The sequence below is a fragment of the Lysinibacillus sphaericus genome (assembly GCF_006864135.1).
Lineage (GTDB): Bacteria > Bacillota > Bacilli > Bacillales_A > Planococcaceae > Lysinibacillus.
The window spans coordinates 45,933-61,367 of the sequence record NZ_SADV01000010.1; the positions used below are offsets into that span (position 1 = coordinate 45,933).

General features: G+C 37.1%; 16 protein-coding genes. 11 read left to right on the forward strand and 5 right to left on the reverse strand.

The genetic code is table 11. The features are described 5' to 3' along the window. Window positions 1-200 precede the first annotated feature (200 nt). Complete coding sequence (locus tag C7Y47_RS25665) at window positions 201-326, reverse strand: hypothetical protein (protein WP_255505172.1); 126 nt, start codon at window positions 324-326, stop codon at window positions 201-203. 91 nt (window positions 327-417) lie between these two features. On the opposite strand from C7Y47_RS25665, the gene C7Y47_RS13575 reads away from it, so the two are divergent. Further along, window positions 418-1,965, forward strand: a complete 1,548-nt coding sequence (locus tag C7Y47_RS13575; RefSeq protein WP_142509263.1) for a fatty acid--CoA ligase family protein — start codon at window positions 418-420, stop codon at window positions 1,963-1,965. Between the two features lie 662 nt (window positions 1,966-2,627). Continuing rightward, window positions 2,628-3,275: a VTT domain-containing protein gene (locus C7Y47_RS13580; RefSeq protein ID WP_255505182.1), complete on the forward strand. Its 648-nt coding sequence runs from the start codon at window positions 2,628-2,630 to the stop codon at window positions 3,273-3,275. A 58-nt stretch (window positions 3,276-3,333) separates the two neighbouring features. Here C7Y47_RS13580 and C7Y47_RS13585 read toward each other — a convergent pair whose 3' ends face one another. The 4 genes from C7Y47_RS13585 to C7Y47_RS13600 are packed head-to-tail and all read right to left on the reverse strand — an operon-like array spanning window position 3,334 to window position 6,005. Continuing rightward, window positions 3,334-4,032, reverse strand: coding sequence for a hypothetical protein (locus tag C7Y47_RS13585; protein ID WP_142509265.1), 699 nt, complete (start codon window positions 4,030-4,032; stop codon window positions 3,334-3,336). Continuing rightward, entirely contained in the window at window positions 4,029-4,757 is a 729-nt protein-coding gene (locus tag C7Y47_RS13590) for a hypothetical protein (protein ID WP_142509266.1), read from the reverse strand. Before C7Y47_RS13590 ends, C7Y47_RS13585 begins: the two co-directional genes overlap by 4 nt. Next, window positions 4,741-5,634, reverse strand: a complete 894-nt coding sequence (locus tag C7Y47_RS13595; RefSeq protein WP_142509267.1) for an ATP-binding cassette domain-containing protein — start codon at window positions 5,632-5,634, stop codon at window positions 4,741-4,743. Before C7Y47_RS13595 ends, C7Y47_RS13590 begins: the two co-directional genes overlap by 17 nt. Beyond that, window positions 5,631-6,005 carry a GntR family transcriptional regulator gene (locus tag C7Y47_RS13600; RefSeq protein ID WP_132362042.1) on the reverse strand — a complete coding sequence of 125 codons (375 nt, stop codon included), beginning with the start codon at window positions 6,003-6,005 and terminating at the stop codon, window positions 5,631-5,633. The genes C7Y47_RS13595 and C7Y47_RS13600 overlap by 4 nt, the downstream gene beginning before the upstream one ends. Before the next feature lie 400 nt (window positions 6,006-6,405). Between C7Y47_RS13600 and C7Y47_RS13605 the strand changes: the two genes are divergently transcribed. From C7Y47_RS13605 to hisG, 9 genes are all read left to right on the forward strand, one after another. After that, a complete protein-coding gene (locus C7Y47_RS13605) occupies window positions 6,406-7,635 on the forward strand; it encodes an EAL and HDOD domain-containing protein (protein WP_142509268.1) in 1,230 nt (409 codons plus the stop codon). Window positions 7,636-8,096: 461 nt separating this feature from the next. Further along, complete coding sequence (locus C7Y47_RS13610; protein ID WP_142509269.1) at window positions 8,097-8,945, forward strand: YitT family protein; 849 nt, start codon at window positions 8,097-8,099, stop codon at window positions 8,943-8,945. A 51-nt stretch (window positions 8,946-8,996) separates the two neighbouring features. Then, a complete protein-coding gene (gene cccB, locus C7Y47_RS13615) occupies window positions 8,997-9,317 on the forward strand; it encodes a cytochrome c551 (RefSeq protein ID WP_142509270.1) in 321 nt (106 codons plus the stop codon). A 199-nt stretch (window positions 9,318-9,516) separates the two neighbouring features. Further along, entirely contained in the window at window positions 9,517-10,452 is a 936-nt protein-coding gene (gene hprK / locus C7Y47_RS13620; protein WP_142509271.1) for an HPr(Ser) kinase/phosphatase, read from the forward strand. A gap of 316 nt (window positions 10,453-10,768) precedes the next feature. After that, on the forward strand, window positions 10,769-11,590 hold the full coding sequence (gene lgt, locus C7Y47_RS13625) for a prolipoprotein diacylglyceryl transferase (RefSeq protein ID WP_142509272.1): 822 nt from the start codon (window positions 10,769-10,771) through the stop codon (window positions 11,588-11,590). A 12-nt stretch (window positions 11,591-11,602) separates the two neighbouring features. Then, the gene (gene ppaX, locus C7Y47_RS13630) at window positions 11,603-12,244 is read left to right on the forward strand and encodes a pyrophosphatase PpaX (RefSeq protein WP_142509273.1); all 642 of its coding nucleotides are present in this window, start codon (window positions 11,603-11,605) and stop codon (window positions 12,242-12,244) included. A 4-nt stretch (window positions 12,245-12,248) separates the two neighbouring features. Continuing rightward, window positions 12,249-12,791, forward strand: coding sequence for an acyltransferase (locus C7Y47_RS13635; RefSeq protein WP_132362028.1), 543 nt, complete (start codon window positions 12,249-12,251; stop codon window positions 12,789-12,791). Window positions 12,792-13,596: 805 nt separating this feature from the next. After that, window positions 13,597-14,769, forward strand: coding sequence for an ATP phosphoribosyltransferase regulatory subunit (locus C7Y47_RS13640; RefSeq protein ID WP_142509274.1), 1,173 nt, complete (start codon window positions 13,597-13,599; stop codon window positions 14,767-14,769). Further along, window positions 14,762-15,385, forward strand: a complete 624-nt coding sequence (hisG, locus tag C7Y47_RS13645) for an ATP phosphoribosyltransferase (RefSeq protein ID WP_142509275.1) — start codon at window positions 14,762-14,764, stop codon at window positions 15,383-15,385. Before C7Y47_RS13640 ends, hisG begins: the two co-directional genes overlap by 8 nt. The last annotated feature ends 50 nt before the right edge of the window (window positions 15,386-15,435 follow it).

A 15,435-nucleotide genomic window follows, 5' to 3' on the forward strand; every position in this document is an offset into this window, starting at 1 on the left:
GACGTAATTTATGACATGAAATAAAAAGTTTCGTTGTCTTTTAGATGTGTTTCTTATATAATATTACTGAATAATGATTCATTTTATCTTCATTCAGTAGCAGACTCCCACCTCTGAGGTGGTGTGATGGATTCGGGTGTGATTCCATTTTAAGGGATGTCCATACATCTACTGAGTGAAGGTAAAGCCTCCGGCGGATGTCACGGATTTACAAAGGAATGCTTAAAGGATGTTAGCCTAAAACCTTCGCATCTTGCGAAAACGGCTAACTGACCTGCATCGGTAATAACGCCACGTCCTTGTGGCATTACCGAAATGACCGACATCGTGTCGGCCCTCGTGCAGGCCTGGGCACAATTAAAAATCCTGACCTCAATTATGCCAAGGCGAAATTGATACGATAAGGGGATGGTGTAATTGAATTTAGTTTCAAGTGTTCGTCAACAAGCATTAGAGCAACCGGATAAAATTGCGTATCATTTTATGGGGAAAGATACGACGTACGGTGAATTTGAACACACGGTAGGTCGCTTTGCAAAGGGGTTACAAGATTTAGGGGTAGAAAAAGGGGACCATGTGGCGTGTTTACTCGGCAATACACCACATTATTTAATTGCGTTATATGCAACAATGCGTTTAGGAGCAACGGCAATTCCGATTAATCCAATCTATACACCGGATGAAATTTCGTATATTTTGCATAATGGTGATGTAAAAGCTGTTATTGCACTAGATGCACTTCTTCCATTAGTAGAAATGGGTGTACATGCTTTTCCAAAAGTAAAAACATTTGTTGTTTGTGAAACAACAGAGAATGTTGCTGAAAAAGTAATGACTTTATCCGAAGAAGCAAAGGCAAAAATTCATTTATTTTCACAAGTGATTGCTAGTGCATCGGACTCTTTCCAACCAGTAGAAGTAGCTGATGATGATAATGCAATTATTTTATATACTTCAGGAACGACAGGTACTCCGAAGGGTGCAATGCTGACTCATAGAAATATCTATTCAAATGCACGAGATGTTGCGCATTATTTAGACTATAAAGCAGATGATCGTGTTATTGCCACGTTACCAGTTTTCCATGTATTTGCATTAACTGTCGTCGCCAATGCACCTTTATTGAGTGGAGCAACGATTTTACTTGTACCACGTTTTAGTCCAACTGAAATCTTTAAATTAACGAAGGAACAAAAGGCAACAGTCTTCGCTGGTGTGCCAACTATGTATAACTTCTTGTATCAATTACCTGAAAGCAACCCTGAAGATTTCTCTACAATACGTTTAGCGATTTCAGGTGGCGCGTCTTTACCGGTAGCACTATTACATAATTTCGAGAAGAAATTTAATGTGCGTGTATCAGAGGGCTTTGGCCTATCAGAAGCTTCACCAGTAACGTGCTTTAACCCATTGGATCGTGAGCGTAAGGCAGGTTCTATTGGGACATCCATTTCCAATGTTGAAAATAAGGTGGTGGATGTTAACGGTCAGGAAGTGCCCGTTGGAGAAGTAGGGGAGCTAATTGTACGAGGGCCTAACGTTATGAAGGGCTATTATAAATTACCTGAAGAAACAGCGATGACTATACGTGATGGCTGGTTATATACAGGGGACTTAGCTAGAGTTGACGAAGAAGGGTATTTCTACATCGTTGACCGTAAAAAAGATATGATTATTGTAGGTGGATTTAATGTCTATCCAAGAGAGGTTGAAGAAGTACTCTTTGCTCATAATAATATTGTTGAAGCGGCAGTTGTAGGTTACCCAGACCCTAACTTAGGTGAAGCTGTACATGCATATGTTGTCTTAAAAGATGCAGAAGCAACTTCGACAGAAGACCTTCTAGCATACTGTGCAAAGCATATGGTGAAATACAAGGTTCCTAAAGTAATTGAGATTATGGATGAATTACCGAAAAATACGACAGGCAAAATTTTGCGTCGTACATTAAAAGAAAAAGTATAAGAAACCGTAGCTACTATTGAAAAAAATAGTAGCTTTTTTTGTATTCTTTGAAAACACCTTGCTAGGCGAGGGGTTCCGGAAAGTTTTTAGCTATGGACAAGAAAAAAAAACCAATCATACAATGAAGATGGTCTGGTCAACCGACTTCATGCGAAAGGGGTACCCAAATGGATAATAAAAGTTTAGCCCATACGAAATGGAATTGTAAGTATCATCTGATTTATTCCGCATAAATGAACAGTCAGATTCTCATTTCAAAATTTAAGAGAAGGTGGGAGATCAACTGCCCCTAAAGTTCAATTGATTAGGGGCCACAAATGTATTCTGTGAGAAAGCGCGTGAGCACATAAACGTTTGCATAGAATGTGAGATATTAGCTAGTGTTCCTCTAGTGAGGGACGCGGAACACCCACTGATTGAACCTTCACTTTAGGCCAATATTACAGCAATGTAAAAAAGCGTGGCCACTTATTTAAATAAGTTGAGTGTATATGTCTGTAAGTGATAAAATCAAACTTGTGAAATCTACATACTTTTTAAAGGCTTGTCATATAGTGAGGGAGAAGTAACACCAATAACTGTAAAGAAGAATGGAACCTTTGGTGTCTAGCTACGTCAAAGCCTTTAGAAAATTTAATTGAAAGAGAGCATACGGAAAAATGATAGAACTCATCAAGGAGTTAATTAGTTTTATTATGCATATTGATGTGCATTTAGAGGAGATCATTCGTAAGTTTGGTAATTTGAGTTATTTCGTTCTATTTGCAATTGTTTTTGTTGAAACAGGTGTCGTAATTTTCCCATTCCTGCCAGGTGATTCATTGCTTTTTGCAAGTGGAACATTAGCAGCAGCAATGGGCGCATTTAATATGTGGATATTAATTCCTGTGTTTTTAGCGGCTGCCATTTTAGGGGATACGATGAACTATCATATTGGTCATAAAGTAGGGACATCCATTCCACAAAAGAGCTTCCTTGGTAGAGTCGTAAAAAAAGAACGTATGGAAGCAGCAGAAAAGTTCTTTAATAAACACGGTGGAAAAACGATTGTCATCGCGCGTTTTATGCCTTTTATCCGTACATTCATACCATTTGTTGCAGGGGCTAGTAAAATGAAGTATGGCTACTTCATTATGTATAATATTTTAGGTGCAGTGTTATGGGTATTCAGCTGTACATTACTAGGTTATTTCTTTGGTAATATTCCAATTATTAAAGATAACTTCTCAACGGTTCTTATATTAATTATCTTAATTTCAGTTGTACCAGCCGTTATTGGTGCTATTAAATCAAAAACAAGTAGAAAATAAAACAAGGACAGTCTAAAGGTGAAAAAAATCACTGCGGACTGTCCTTGTTTTTTACTATCTAAAAAAGACCTTGGGAGTCTTCCAGAACTGTACTTCGTGGAATGTCGATAACGATGACATTTGGATTGGAATAGCTCATTACATATGATTCACGTTCTAGCTCACGATTCATATCTAAAATACCTAATGTTGCTTTTATACGAAAATAATTTACTTGTTGTCTAGAAAGAGATTCAATAAATAGCTGGTTTTGTGCCACGTATATGTTAGGTAACGGTACTTCGTCTGAAAGATCAATACCTTCTATAATGACAGGAAGTTGATAATAGGTAACAAGAGCTTTTCCAGATTCCATATTGTCATTATAGCGCACTCGAATAGTAACGCTTGAACCACTGTCACCTTCATTTACAACAACAGGTAATGTATCTCCTTTATATCTTAGCTCCCACGTTTTCTTTTTGTATTCCTCCGTTAAATAAGAAGAATCGTTTTCTTGATCGTACTTTTGTATTTGATCTGATTTTTTCTCAACTTGTTTAATTTCAGAAGGAGAAAGTATTGGTATTTTTGATTCTGAAAAAAAACTAATATAAATGAAGGCAGTAAGTCCAAGTACGATATAGCTAGTAATGCCAATTATAATACGCTTAGGGGTCCAAATATTTTTAGCTTTTTTCCCTAATTTACTTAGTAGTATATAAATAGCAATTACCAGTAGTATTGTAGTAAAAAAGAATAGTGTAGTCGCCGTCATTTGCGAGTCACCTCCGATTTATCAGCAATCCAAATAGTGAGGCTAAAGCATAGTAGAGCCATAAGCAAATAAAGAACACTAATCATAAGATTGGATAACATTATTAATGACCTAAGATTTATCAACTCTGGTGACATAAAAAATAATATAAAGCCAAGCAGCAGAAAAGTAGATACAAGTATTTTTATCACTACTGGCCCCTTGAAGCTGGTGCCTAATAGTAAGCCGATTGCGCCAAATAAACAGAGGCTACTGAAACATAATAGTAATATTGATGGTGAAATAAATAGATCTTCTATTATAAAGGATTTTTTCTCCACTAATAAAATTCCGAATACTTGTAAATAGTAAGTAGAAATCATAATGATGACCGCAATAAAACTGTAAATAATCATGACAAATATATTGGCAATAGCGCTAGATGTTCGACTAGAAATAATGGATAAGTCATCAATACGATACGCTTTTGTTGTAAAGAGAAGTGCTACAATAAATGCCCAAATTGCTGTAACAATAAGAAATATATCGAGTGAGTAATTATAGAAATGAACAGTTAAATTTTCTCCTCCATGACCAGAAGACCCACTCCCTGAGCTAGATGTTAAAAGCCCAAAAATGATTTGTACAATAACTAAGGAACTAAGGGCAGAAATATATAATTTTGCTTTCCATTTCACTTGTTTTTTAACAATGGTTTTCAGTGAAATATTAGTCAAAGATTGCATCAATATCACTTCCTTTTTTACTTGTTAAATACTTGCACACTTCACTTGCTGTAAGGGATGATACCGTGATGCCTTTTGCTCGAAGTATTTCTTCTGAGACGAATAGATTACTAGCATCTATTATTGCTGAGGTCATCCCTGCCATAATCTTTTGAGCGTATACTTCCGTCTCAGAGAACAGATCTGCAAGTGCATCGCTTGGTCCACTAAGTGATATAAGCTGTTCCTTAAATTCATCCAATGGTGCGTGGGCAATGACAGAGCCTTCATCTATTAATATAATTTCTTCTAAAATAGATTCCATCTCTTGCAAATGGTGACTAGTAATTAAAAATGTTCGTGGAAAGGCTAGGTATTCCTTTAAAATCGCTCTGTAAAAATCTGTACGAATCACTTCGTCCATGCCATTCATCGGTTCGTCTAAAATAGTCAGTGCACAGCGGCTTACTAATCCGTAGACAAGGTTAAAGGTTGCTAATTGACCTTTAGATAATTGCTGATGCTTTGCTGTGAGATCTATACCTGCATAATCGAGCATGCGATAAGCTAACTCATTTTGCCAATTAGGATAAAAATCAGCGCCCATCTTTAGAATATCTTCGAGTGACAAGTAATCAGAAAAGCTTAATTGATCATCGATAAAAATCATATTGGCAGCAGTTTGAATATTATTAAAGGGATTTTCATTAAACACTTTGCATGATCCAGTTGTAGGCCTTAGATAGCCAGCAAAAATATTAAGTAATGTCGACTTACCAGCACCGTTGCGACCAATAATGCCGATAATTTTCTCTGCATCAATAGCGCAGGTTACGCGCTGTAGTGCATTACGGCGTCCAAAGCTTTTAGATAGCTCCTCACATTGAATAATATTCATTCCAATCCCTCCTGTGTTTTTCGAATAAGCACTAGCAATTCTTCATCAGATACAAGTAAACGTTTTGCCTCTAATACGATCTCTTGTGCCATTTTCGTCAATATTTCGTTTCGACGTTTCAATAAAATTCGTTCCTTTGCATCCGTAGCGACAAACATACCTAACCCCCGTTTTTTATATAAAAGTTGCTCTTCAAGTAAAATTGTCAGCCCTTTACCAGCTGTAGCAGGATTTATATTGAATAATTCAGCTAGCTGGTATTGTGAATAGACCTTCGCGTCTGTCTGTAATCGATCGGCGATGATTTCGTGCTGTAGCCATTCAGCAATTTGAATATAAATCGGTGTTGTACCATCTAGATGAACGTGCATCGCAAAACCCCCTTTCATTCCTATGTAACATAGTGCATTAGTGTTGTAATGTACTGTATATTGAAAACTGGAAAATGTCAATATGAAATGAAATTTTTGACAAAAATGTTTAGGAAGGATTAAGTGAAATTGAAAAAAATCTCTCTGGAAAAGGAATACATGAAATATGAGTAGTTTGGAGTTTTAGGTAATGATTTTTAGGGGTTAATCACCGAAAGTTGGGATTAAAGAATTTGAAGTGTCCTTCGGATAGCGTCATAAAAGTGATAAAATATTTTCTTGTATAGAATGTTAATTAATGTTAGGCGACTTTTAGACAGTTACTTGAATGATAAGCAGAGAGTAATGAAAGATGCTATAATATTTATTACTAGAATATGGAGAAATGGGGGGCGACGAAATGGAAGTATTTATCGGCAGACAGCCTATTTTTAACCTTCATGAACAAGTCGTTGCGTATGAATTATTATATCGTAGCAAAAACGTAAATGCTTTTCCGATAGTCGATCCAGATGCTGCAACAATCGATGTACTAGTAAACTCATTTCTTTCAATTGGCATTGAAGAGGTAACAAAAGGTAAACCTAGTTTTGTTAATTTTACAGAAAACTTACTTATGAGTTCCTTAAATGAATTTTTAAATCCATCGCAAGTTGTTATTGAGATTTTAGAGAATGTCCCTATTACAACTCAGTTAGTCGAGAGAGTTATTGAGCTAAAATCATATGGGTTTAATATTGCATTAGATGATTTTATTTTGGATGATAAGGTACAAGTTTATGATGAGTTATTTCCTTATATCGATTTTATAAAAGTTGATTTTTTAGTATCACCGTTATTGGAGCGCATGGAAATTGAAAATAAAGTGAAAGAAAATTTCCCTCACATAAAACTACTGGCTGAGAAGGTTGAAACACGTAATCAATTTGAAGTGGCAAAGCATTCTGGCTATGAATTATTTCAAGGCTATTTTTTTGAACAACCTCAAATCATTACAGCTACCGATATACCTGCTAATACTATTCAATATTTATATATTATTACGCTATTAAAAGAAGAGGAACCGAATATACAATTATTAGCTGATAATATCGAGCGTGATATTTCTTTAACGTATAAATTATTGCAAATGGTTAATAACTCAGAGCTACGGTCTAAATCCAAGGTACGTTCGATAAAACAAGCAATTATATTACTCGGCGTTTCAAATTTACAAAAGTGGATTTATTTATTGGCAATGCGAGAAATTGATAGAAATGCTGAAAATGATCTTTTTAAAGAAGTCATGCGTACTTCTTTATTTAGAGCAAAAGTTTGTGAGAAATTAGCCAAGCTTTCCTATAAGAAAAACTTCTCTGAATATTTTTTAGTCGGGATGTTTTCGTTGATAGACACTTTGTTGCAAAGACCGCTGAATGTTATTTTACAGCAGCTACCTTTTTCAGAAGAAATAACAGAAACGATTTTAGGTAATCAAACTGAAATGACACCTTATCTGGAATTCAGTATAGCGTTAGGTAAGTTAGATTGGTCTACTTTAGAAAATTTAGCTCCTCAGCTCAATATGAATTTCACAAATATTGATCTTTTATACAACGAAGCAATGGAGTGGGCAGAAAAATCTTTATAAAACAAGGATTTGTTATCTTCAATGTCCTGTAGTGGGATTTGCAGTTAAGTATATATTTTAGTGAAAAGTCAAAAATAAGCTATCTTAAAATTCTATTTAAGGTAGCTTATTTTTTATGTTTTATACATTATTGGGCTCATCATTTATAGTAGGGGATGACATTTTTTAAACTTATGCCTTGTGTATAGTTGATTGGAGTAGAGACTGGGCGATTTCTTGGGGTCAGATAACACCGCGAGTGAAGCGGTGCATTAGACACCCCCAGGAAGCTTTGCTCTGTGCGACAGCGAAGCGCCAGCACGAATTGCCCTGTCGGAACGGAAATCAACCACACGTTATGGTGATGAACTAAAATATAAAATTACATGTTTCCTTCATCAAGACGAAGTTCTCAATGCGAATACTATTTGCTATAATCATCTCGTATTTAAAAGATTCTGATAGTTGAAGCGGGTGGGGAAATGAGTCAAATTCGTGGAGTAAGGGAAAGCATTGTAGAGTATATGTACGTCATAGTAGGAGCAGCAATTATTGCTATTGGCTTCAATGTATTTTTACTGCCAAATCAAGTAGCTTCTGGCGGAGTAAGTGGGATTAGTACAATTTTACACGGTTTATTTGGTTGGAATCCAGGCTTTATCCAATATGCATTCAATATTCCATTATTTATAGCAGGTGTAGTAGTACTTGGGAAAAAATTTGGAATCAAATCGTTTATTGGAACAATAACATTACCGTTTATTGTATTACTAACGAACAGTTGGGGACCATGGACGGATAATCCTTTACTCGGTGCACTTTTTGGGGGTATTGTGGTCGGTTTAGGAATAGGACTTGTCTTTAAGGGGAATGCTTCTACTGGTGGCACTGATTTACTAGCACAAATAATTACAAAGTATACCGGCATATCGCTTGGTACAAGTGTACTTTTAATTGATGGGATTATCGCGATTAGTGCAGCAATTGTTTTTGACTTAGAGAAAGGTTTGTATGCCCTGATTGGACTTTATGTCACTACAAAAACGATTGATATTATTCAGCTCGGCTTAAGTCAGTCTAAAATGGTTTATATTATTACGATGAAACAAGATGAAGTACGTGATGCCATTTATGCCGAGATTGATCGGGGAGTGACAAAGTTGCCTGCTATAGGTGGCTATACAAGGGAAGCACGACCAGTGCTCATGGTTGTTGTTTACCAAACAGAATTCACAAAGCTGAAACAACTCATTAAAAACGTTGACCCATCAGCGTTTGTTATCGTTTCTGATGCTTATGAGGTGTTAGGAGAAGGTTTCAAACGTGCATAATTTTGGTATAATGTCGGAGAAAGATATTATTTATTTTTAGGAGGGGCCCTAATGAAAAAGGCAATGTTAACATTAGCGATTGGTTCAGCAATCTTCTTAGCTGCTTGTGGCGGAGGTAAAACAACTTCAACTGAAGGTTCAAAAACTGCTACTCCAAATGGCGAAACAATTGCTATGAAATCTTGTATCGCTTGCCATGGTAGCGAGCTACAAGGCCAAAATAATGCACCAAAAATTAGCGATGTAGGCTCTCGTTTAACAGAAAAAGAAATTTTAAATGTTATTGAAAATGGTAAAGGTACAATGCCTCCTGGTGTTATTAAAGGTGCGGATGCAGAAGCAGTTGCCAAATGGTTAGCTACTCAAAAATAAAACGAAATGAAACTAGCGGGCTGGAGAACCGCTAGTTTTTTATATTTTGTAGATTTTTTAGTCAGGGCAAACAGAGTGTAAATACATTTCTTTTATACATAGACATGCTAAAATAAGGTGAAACTGCAATCATTAGGCTGATTGCTAGTTAACTTAGGACAAAACATATTCAATTCCTTTGAATGGAGGCTACTAAACATTGGTCGTAGTATTAACAAGAGACGTTATGGAGAAATTTAAGTTAGAACTATTAGCTGGTGAGGAAGGAATAGGAAGAACGATTGTTACTAGTGATATTTCAAGACCTGGGCTCGAGATGGCGGGCTATTTTACGCATTATCCTGCCAATCGAGTGCAATTGCTAGGAAAAACAGAACTATCCTTTTTTGAAATGCTGCCTTCAGATGTGAAACTGGAGCGCATGCGTTTACTGTGCTCGCAGGATACACCAGCTATTATTATTTCTCGTGATTTAGAGGTGCCTAAGGAACTTATACAAGCGTCTAATGAAAAACATGTACCTGTATTTAAAACGCATATGACAACAACAAAATTTTCGAGTAGGCTAACTAACTATTTAGAAGGTCGCTTAGCACCAATGACTGCTGCTCACGGAGTTTTAGTTGATATATACGGCATCGGTGTGCTAATTATCGGAAAAAGTGGTGTAGGGAAAAGTGAAACAGCACTGGAGCTTGTCAAGAAGGGGCACCGCTTAGTAGCTGATGATTGTGTAGAGATCCGTCAGGAATCAGAGAATTTTTTAATTGGGAGTCCACCTCCTCTTTTAGAACATTTACTCGAAATTCGAGGCATTGGTATTATCGATATTATGACACTCTTTGGAGCAAGTGCGGTACGACCGTACAAACGTATCACATTAGTTATCGAATTAGAAATATGGGATCCAGAAAAAGTATATGATCGTCTAGGTTTAGAGGAAGAAAAAATGAAAATCATTGATACGGAATTAACAAAGTTAACGATTCCTGTAAGACCTGGGCGTAACGTGTCTGTTATTATTGAAGTAGCAGCAATGAACTATCGTTTGAAAAAGATGGGTGTTAATGCAGCCGAGGAGTTTTCTAGACGATTAGATGAAGTAATCTCATCAACAGATGAATTGGACGACTAATCGTTTTTAACTTTTTCCAGCGAGTGTTTTTTGTACCGAAAGCGCAGCGACAGGTACAGAAGTTTTCGACCTTATAGGTGGTGAGATGAATGCGAGTTACTTTTCAGTGGGTGTACAAACATCATGCTGAAATAGAGGAACGAACTTCACATCCTGTGAAAACGCCTAAGTGACCAACATCGTGTTGGCCTAAGCCTCCGGCGGATGTCACGGAAATCGGAAAGTTCTTTGTACAAGCACAAAGTCGATTCCGGACGCAATTATGCCGAGGCATTAGAATTTTTTTGCAAATGTAATGAATTGAGAGGAGTATAAGATGGACTTGTTATTATTAGAAATTAATCCGATTGCTTTCCATTTAGGACCTATTCCTGTTCGTTGGTATGGGTTACTAATCGTATCGGGTATTATTTTAGCTTATATTGTAGGACAAAGAGAGGCTGTGAAGAGAGGTTTACCCGAGGATTTTCTTGCGGACTTATTACTATGGGCTGTTCCTATATCCATAATTTGTGCACGTATTTACTATGTTACGATGCGTTGGGATTATTATAGTGAAAACCCTGGGAAAATTATTGAAATTTGGAATGGTGGTATCGCTATTCACGGTGCTCTTATTGGTGCCTTTTTGACAGCTTACATATTCACTCGTAGAAGAAATATTAGCTTTTTACAAGTAGCGGATATTGCGGCACCGAGTATTTTAATTGGGCAAATAATTGGCCGATGGGGAAATTTTATGAACCAGGAAGCTTATGGTGGTCCAGTATCACGTGGATTTTTAGAACATCTAATGCTACCGGATTGGATTATTAATCAAATGTATGTTGAAGAATTAGGGACATATGTACATCCTACTTTTTTATATGAATCCGTCTGGAACTTTATTGGGCTCATTATTTTATTAGTTTTACGCAAAGTAAATTTAAATCGTGGTGAAATATTTTTCGGCTATTTAATTTGGTATTCAATCGGTCGCTTCTATATAGAAGGCATGCGTACAGATAGTCTATATTTAGTAGGAGATTTACGCTCTGCTCAGATTGTTTCAATCATAGGTATTGTAGTAGGGCTTGGCGCGATTATTTACCGTCGTATAAAAGTAAAACCTGCAGTAAAGTATTTAGATCATAAATAAGGGGTGCAAAGCATGACTGTAAAGGCATTACTATTTGATTTTGATGGTACATTACTTAATACAAATGATTTAATCATTCAAACATTTATGCATGTTTTAAACGAGCGATTTCCCGGGCAATATTCGCCAAAAGATTGCCTGAAATTCCTCGGGCCATCCTTGAAACAGACATTTTCTGACATTGCTCCTGGTGAAGAGGAAGCAATGATTACTAAATATCGTGAATATAATGAATTACATCACGATGAGCTTGTCACTCAATATCCTGAAGTTGTATCTACTTTAGAGCAATTAAAGGCTATGGGTATCAAGTTAGCGATTGTATCTACAAAACGTAATAAGATGATAGATCGGGGTCTATCTGTACTAGGTGCAAGTCATTTATTTGACATCCGTATTGGCACGGATGATGTGAAAAATGTAAAGCCTGACCCAGAACCAGTTTTGCTTGCGCTTGAACGTCTTGGTGTAAACAAAGAAGATGCCATTATGATTGGCGACAATTCTCATGATATTGTGGCCGGGCATAACGCTGGAGTTAGAGCAGCTGGTGTCGCATGGGCTTTTAAAGGTGAGGAATACTTACAGCAATTCAAGCCGGAATATATGTTGCATCATATGACGGATTTATTTGAAATTGTGAAAGCGGGGTAAGTAAATGGCACGTAAAACAGAACGCTACCGTGTCGAAGGAGCGAACTCGCTTTGGAATATTTATGATACGGTGTCCTTTTGGAAAGTGATGAAGTGTTTCGTTGTCATTCAAATTGGACGCTTCACACCATTTTTACGTGTGAAAAACTGGCTGTATCGATCTTTTTTAAAGATGGAGATTGGTGACCAAACTTCCATAGCTTTAATGGTGATGCCAGATACAATGTTTCCAGAACGTATTCATATCGGTGATAATACCGTTATAGGCTTCAGTACGACTATTTTGGCGCATGAATATTTAATAGAGGAATATCGCCTTGGAGATGTTCATATTGGCAATGAAGTGATGGTTGGCGCCAATTCAACGATACTACCAGGTGTTACGATAGGTGACGGTGCGATTGTGTCAGCTGCAACCCTTGTGCATAAGGATGTGCCAGCTGGCTGTCTAGCAGGCGGTAATCCTATGCAAATAATTTATACAGCTGAACAAATGGCGGAGCGCAAACGCAATGAAGTAGTGGAATGGTGCACGCCGAAAAAATAATAACATCTAAACTGTGCATGCTTTACTGTGCACAGTTTTTTTGTTGAAAACAATTGTAACAATGAAATTAAAGTAGGACTCTCCGGCAAAAAGAGGAGTTGAATTTCCGTCCCGACTGGGCGCTTTATCGCTGCCGCTTCGCTTTCGCGCAGATAAAACATTTGTCGCTACCGCTTCGCTTTCGCACAGAGCAAAGCTCCCTGAGGGCGTCCTTTTAGTTTATCGGAACACTTTTAGAATTTATCACCCAACTTTTGAATTTTATCGACAATGTACATTTTTGCTAGTCTAATCATGTGCACTTTCGCTGACTAACTACGTTTCTATACAAGTGCGTGAATAATCACAACTTGACACGGAGCCTCTACTCGCATGATTCGCTAGCCTAGAACCCAGCTATATCAATGGCTGGCTAACCGATCGAGGCTATCATGCTCGCTACTCCCAGTAAAGTTGTAATATACGAAGGGAATCAAAAATGTACTTGGTTATTTATTTCAACGTTTATACTAACTTTTTAGTTTTATTACCCAACTTCTAAATTTTATCAACATCCACCTTCCGAAGAGCAAAAAAGATTTTTTGTCTAAAGGTTACAAGTTTAAAGAGAGAAAAACTTGCTCTGCTGAATACGTTTCAATTTATTTATTTTCGAGTATAATTAACAGAATAATCAGTATTGAAATTATTCGATAATTCAAACGAAGTTGCATTGACTAGCAAGAAAAAATAAGTTAGAATACTTTCATAATCTAACTCTCTAATACTCTAGTGAGTTAAAGTGAAACGCGAGGAAGTGTCAAAATTGTCGTCGATTAAAATGTTTGAAAAACCACTTGGAATGCGCGATACATTTCCGCAAATTTTTGAAAAGGTAGAGGCTGTAAGAAATACAGGGCGAGAGTTTTTATGCGGAAGAGGCTATGAATTTATTAAAACGCCTGCAGTAGAGTATTTTGATACAGTCGGCAAAGCATCAGCGATAGCCAATGCGCAATTATTTAAATTAGTAGATGGCCAGGGCAACACGTTAGTACTACGACCTGATATGACAACACCGATTGCACGAGTAGCAACATCAAAATTATTAAAAGAGATGATTCCCTTACGCCTTGCTTATTTTGCTAGTGTCTTTCGCGCACAGGAAGCGGAAGGTGGACGCCCAGCAGAATTTGATCAGATGGGGATTGAGTTAATTGGAGATAATTCCGTATATGCGGATGCTGAGGTTATTGTGACAGCAATGGAGTTATTAAAGCAATTGGGATTAACGAAATTTAAAGTAACGATCGGACATGCTGGTATATTAAATTGCATTTTACAAGATTATACAGAAAGTGTTGAACAACAAAATATACTTCGGACGCTACTTGTACAACGCAATTACGTAGGGTTTGAAGACGCGGTAGAATCATTTGATTTACCTAAAACAAAATCCGATGCATTATTGCAATTTATTGAAGAAGCAATGCATTTGAAAGAAATTCAAGATATTGAAAAATATGTGCGAAAAAATGACGCATTAGAATATATGCAACAGCTCGCTAAGCTACTTGAAATGGCAAACTTAGCGGATTATGTAGCCTTTGATTTTACACTTTCTAGTCACATGAGTTATTACACAGGCATGTTATTTGAAGTGTTTGCAACCGGCAGTGGTTTTCCATTAGGCAATGGGGGACGCTATGACGGATTGCTGGAGGTATTTGGCTCAAAAGTAGGTGCTACAGGATTTAGTATTCGTGTTGACCGCCTATTAGAAACAATTGATGCGCAATCTCATGAACGACAAGAAGCTACAGTCGTGCTATTTGAGGAAGAACAATTTGAAGCGGCTCTTACCAAGGTACAGACGCTACGTGTACCCGGTAAACAGGTTACCTTACAGTTAAGGAGTAGCCTTGTCGATGAAGAAGCTTTTTTAGCACACTTTACAGAAGTAGTTGTGGTGGGACAGGAGGACGTTGACGGTGAATGAATTAACGATTGCTATGCCGAAGGGACGCATTTTTGACGAGGCATATCAGATGCTATTAGAAGCTGGCTTTAATTTACCAGAAGAAGTCGAAATGTCTCGTAAATTAATGCTTGAGATTCCAGAAGAGAAAATACGTTTTATATTAGCAAAGCCGATGGATGTTCCTGTTTATGTTGAGCACGGTGTAGCTGACATTGGTATTGCCGGGAAGGATGTTTTGTTAGAACAGCAACGAGAAGTGCATGAATTGCTGGATTTAAAAATAAGTACTTGTTATATCGCATCAGCAGGCTTACCTGATACGACGATGAATGAAATTGCACCAAGAATAGCGACGAAATATCCTAATATTGCAATGAAATATTATAAGGGTATTGGAGAGCAGGTTGAAATTATTGAGCTAAATGGATCGATTGAATTGGCGCCTATGATTGGCTTGGCAGATCGAATTGTTGATATTGTTTCAACGGGCCGGACATTGAAAGAAAATGGCTTAGTGAAGTATGAATTTATTACAGACGTATCATCACGATTAATTGCCAACCCAGTAAGCTATCGCATGAAGAGCGATCGTATTATCGATCTCGTGAAACGTTTGAAAAAATGCGTTAAATAAAAATGTCTACTGTCTGGAAGAGGTCATCCCTAGATTTAAAGGAGAATAAT

Coding starts and splice junctions, on each gene's coding strand:
- C7Y47_RS13590 (WP_142509266.1), bottom strand. CDS start 4,757: ATGCAATCTTTGACTAATATTTCACTGAAAACCATTGTTAAAAAACAA.
- lgt (WP_142509272.1), top strand. CDS start 10,769: ATGGACTTGTTATTATTAGAAATTAATCCGATTGCTTTCCATTTAGGA.
- C7Y47_RS13605 (WP_142509268.1), top strand. CDS start 6,406: ATGGAAGTATTTATCGGCAGACAGCCTATTTTTAACCTTCATGAACAA.
- C7Y47_RS13600 (WP_132362042.1), bottom strand. CDS start 6,005: ATGCACGTTCATCTAGATGGTACAACACCGATTTATATTCAAATTGCT.
- C7Y47_RS13595 (WP_142509267.1), bottom strand. CDS start 5,634: ATGAATATTATTCAATGTGAGGAGCTATCTAAAAGCTTTGGACGCCGT.
- C7Y47_RS13610 (WP_142509269.1), top strand. CDS start 8,097: ATGAGTCAAATTCGTGGAGTAAGGGAAAGCATTGTAGAGTATATGTAC.
- cccB (WP_142509270.1), top strand. CDS start 8,997: ATGAAAAAGGCAATGTTAACATTAGCGATTGGTTCAGCAATCTTCTTA.
- C7Y47_RS25665 (WP_255505172.1), bottom strand. CDS start 326: ATGTCGGTCATTTCGGTAATGCCACAAGGACGTGGCGTTATTACCGAT.
- ppaX (WP_142509273.1), top strand. CDS start 11,603: ATGACTGTAAAGGCATTACTATTTGATTTTGATGGTACATTACTTAAT.
- C7Y47_RS13585 (WP_142509265.1), bottom strand. CDS start 4,032: ATGACGGCGACTACACTATTCTTTTTTACTACAATACTACTGGTAATT.
- C7Y47_RS13635 (WP_132362028.1), top strand. CDS start 12,249: ATGGCACGTAAAACAGAACGCTACCGTGTCGAAGGAGCGAACTCGCTT.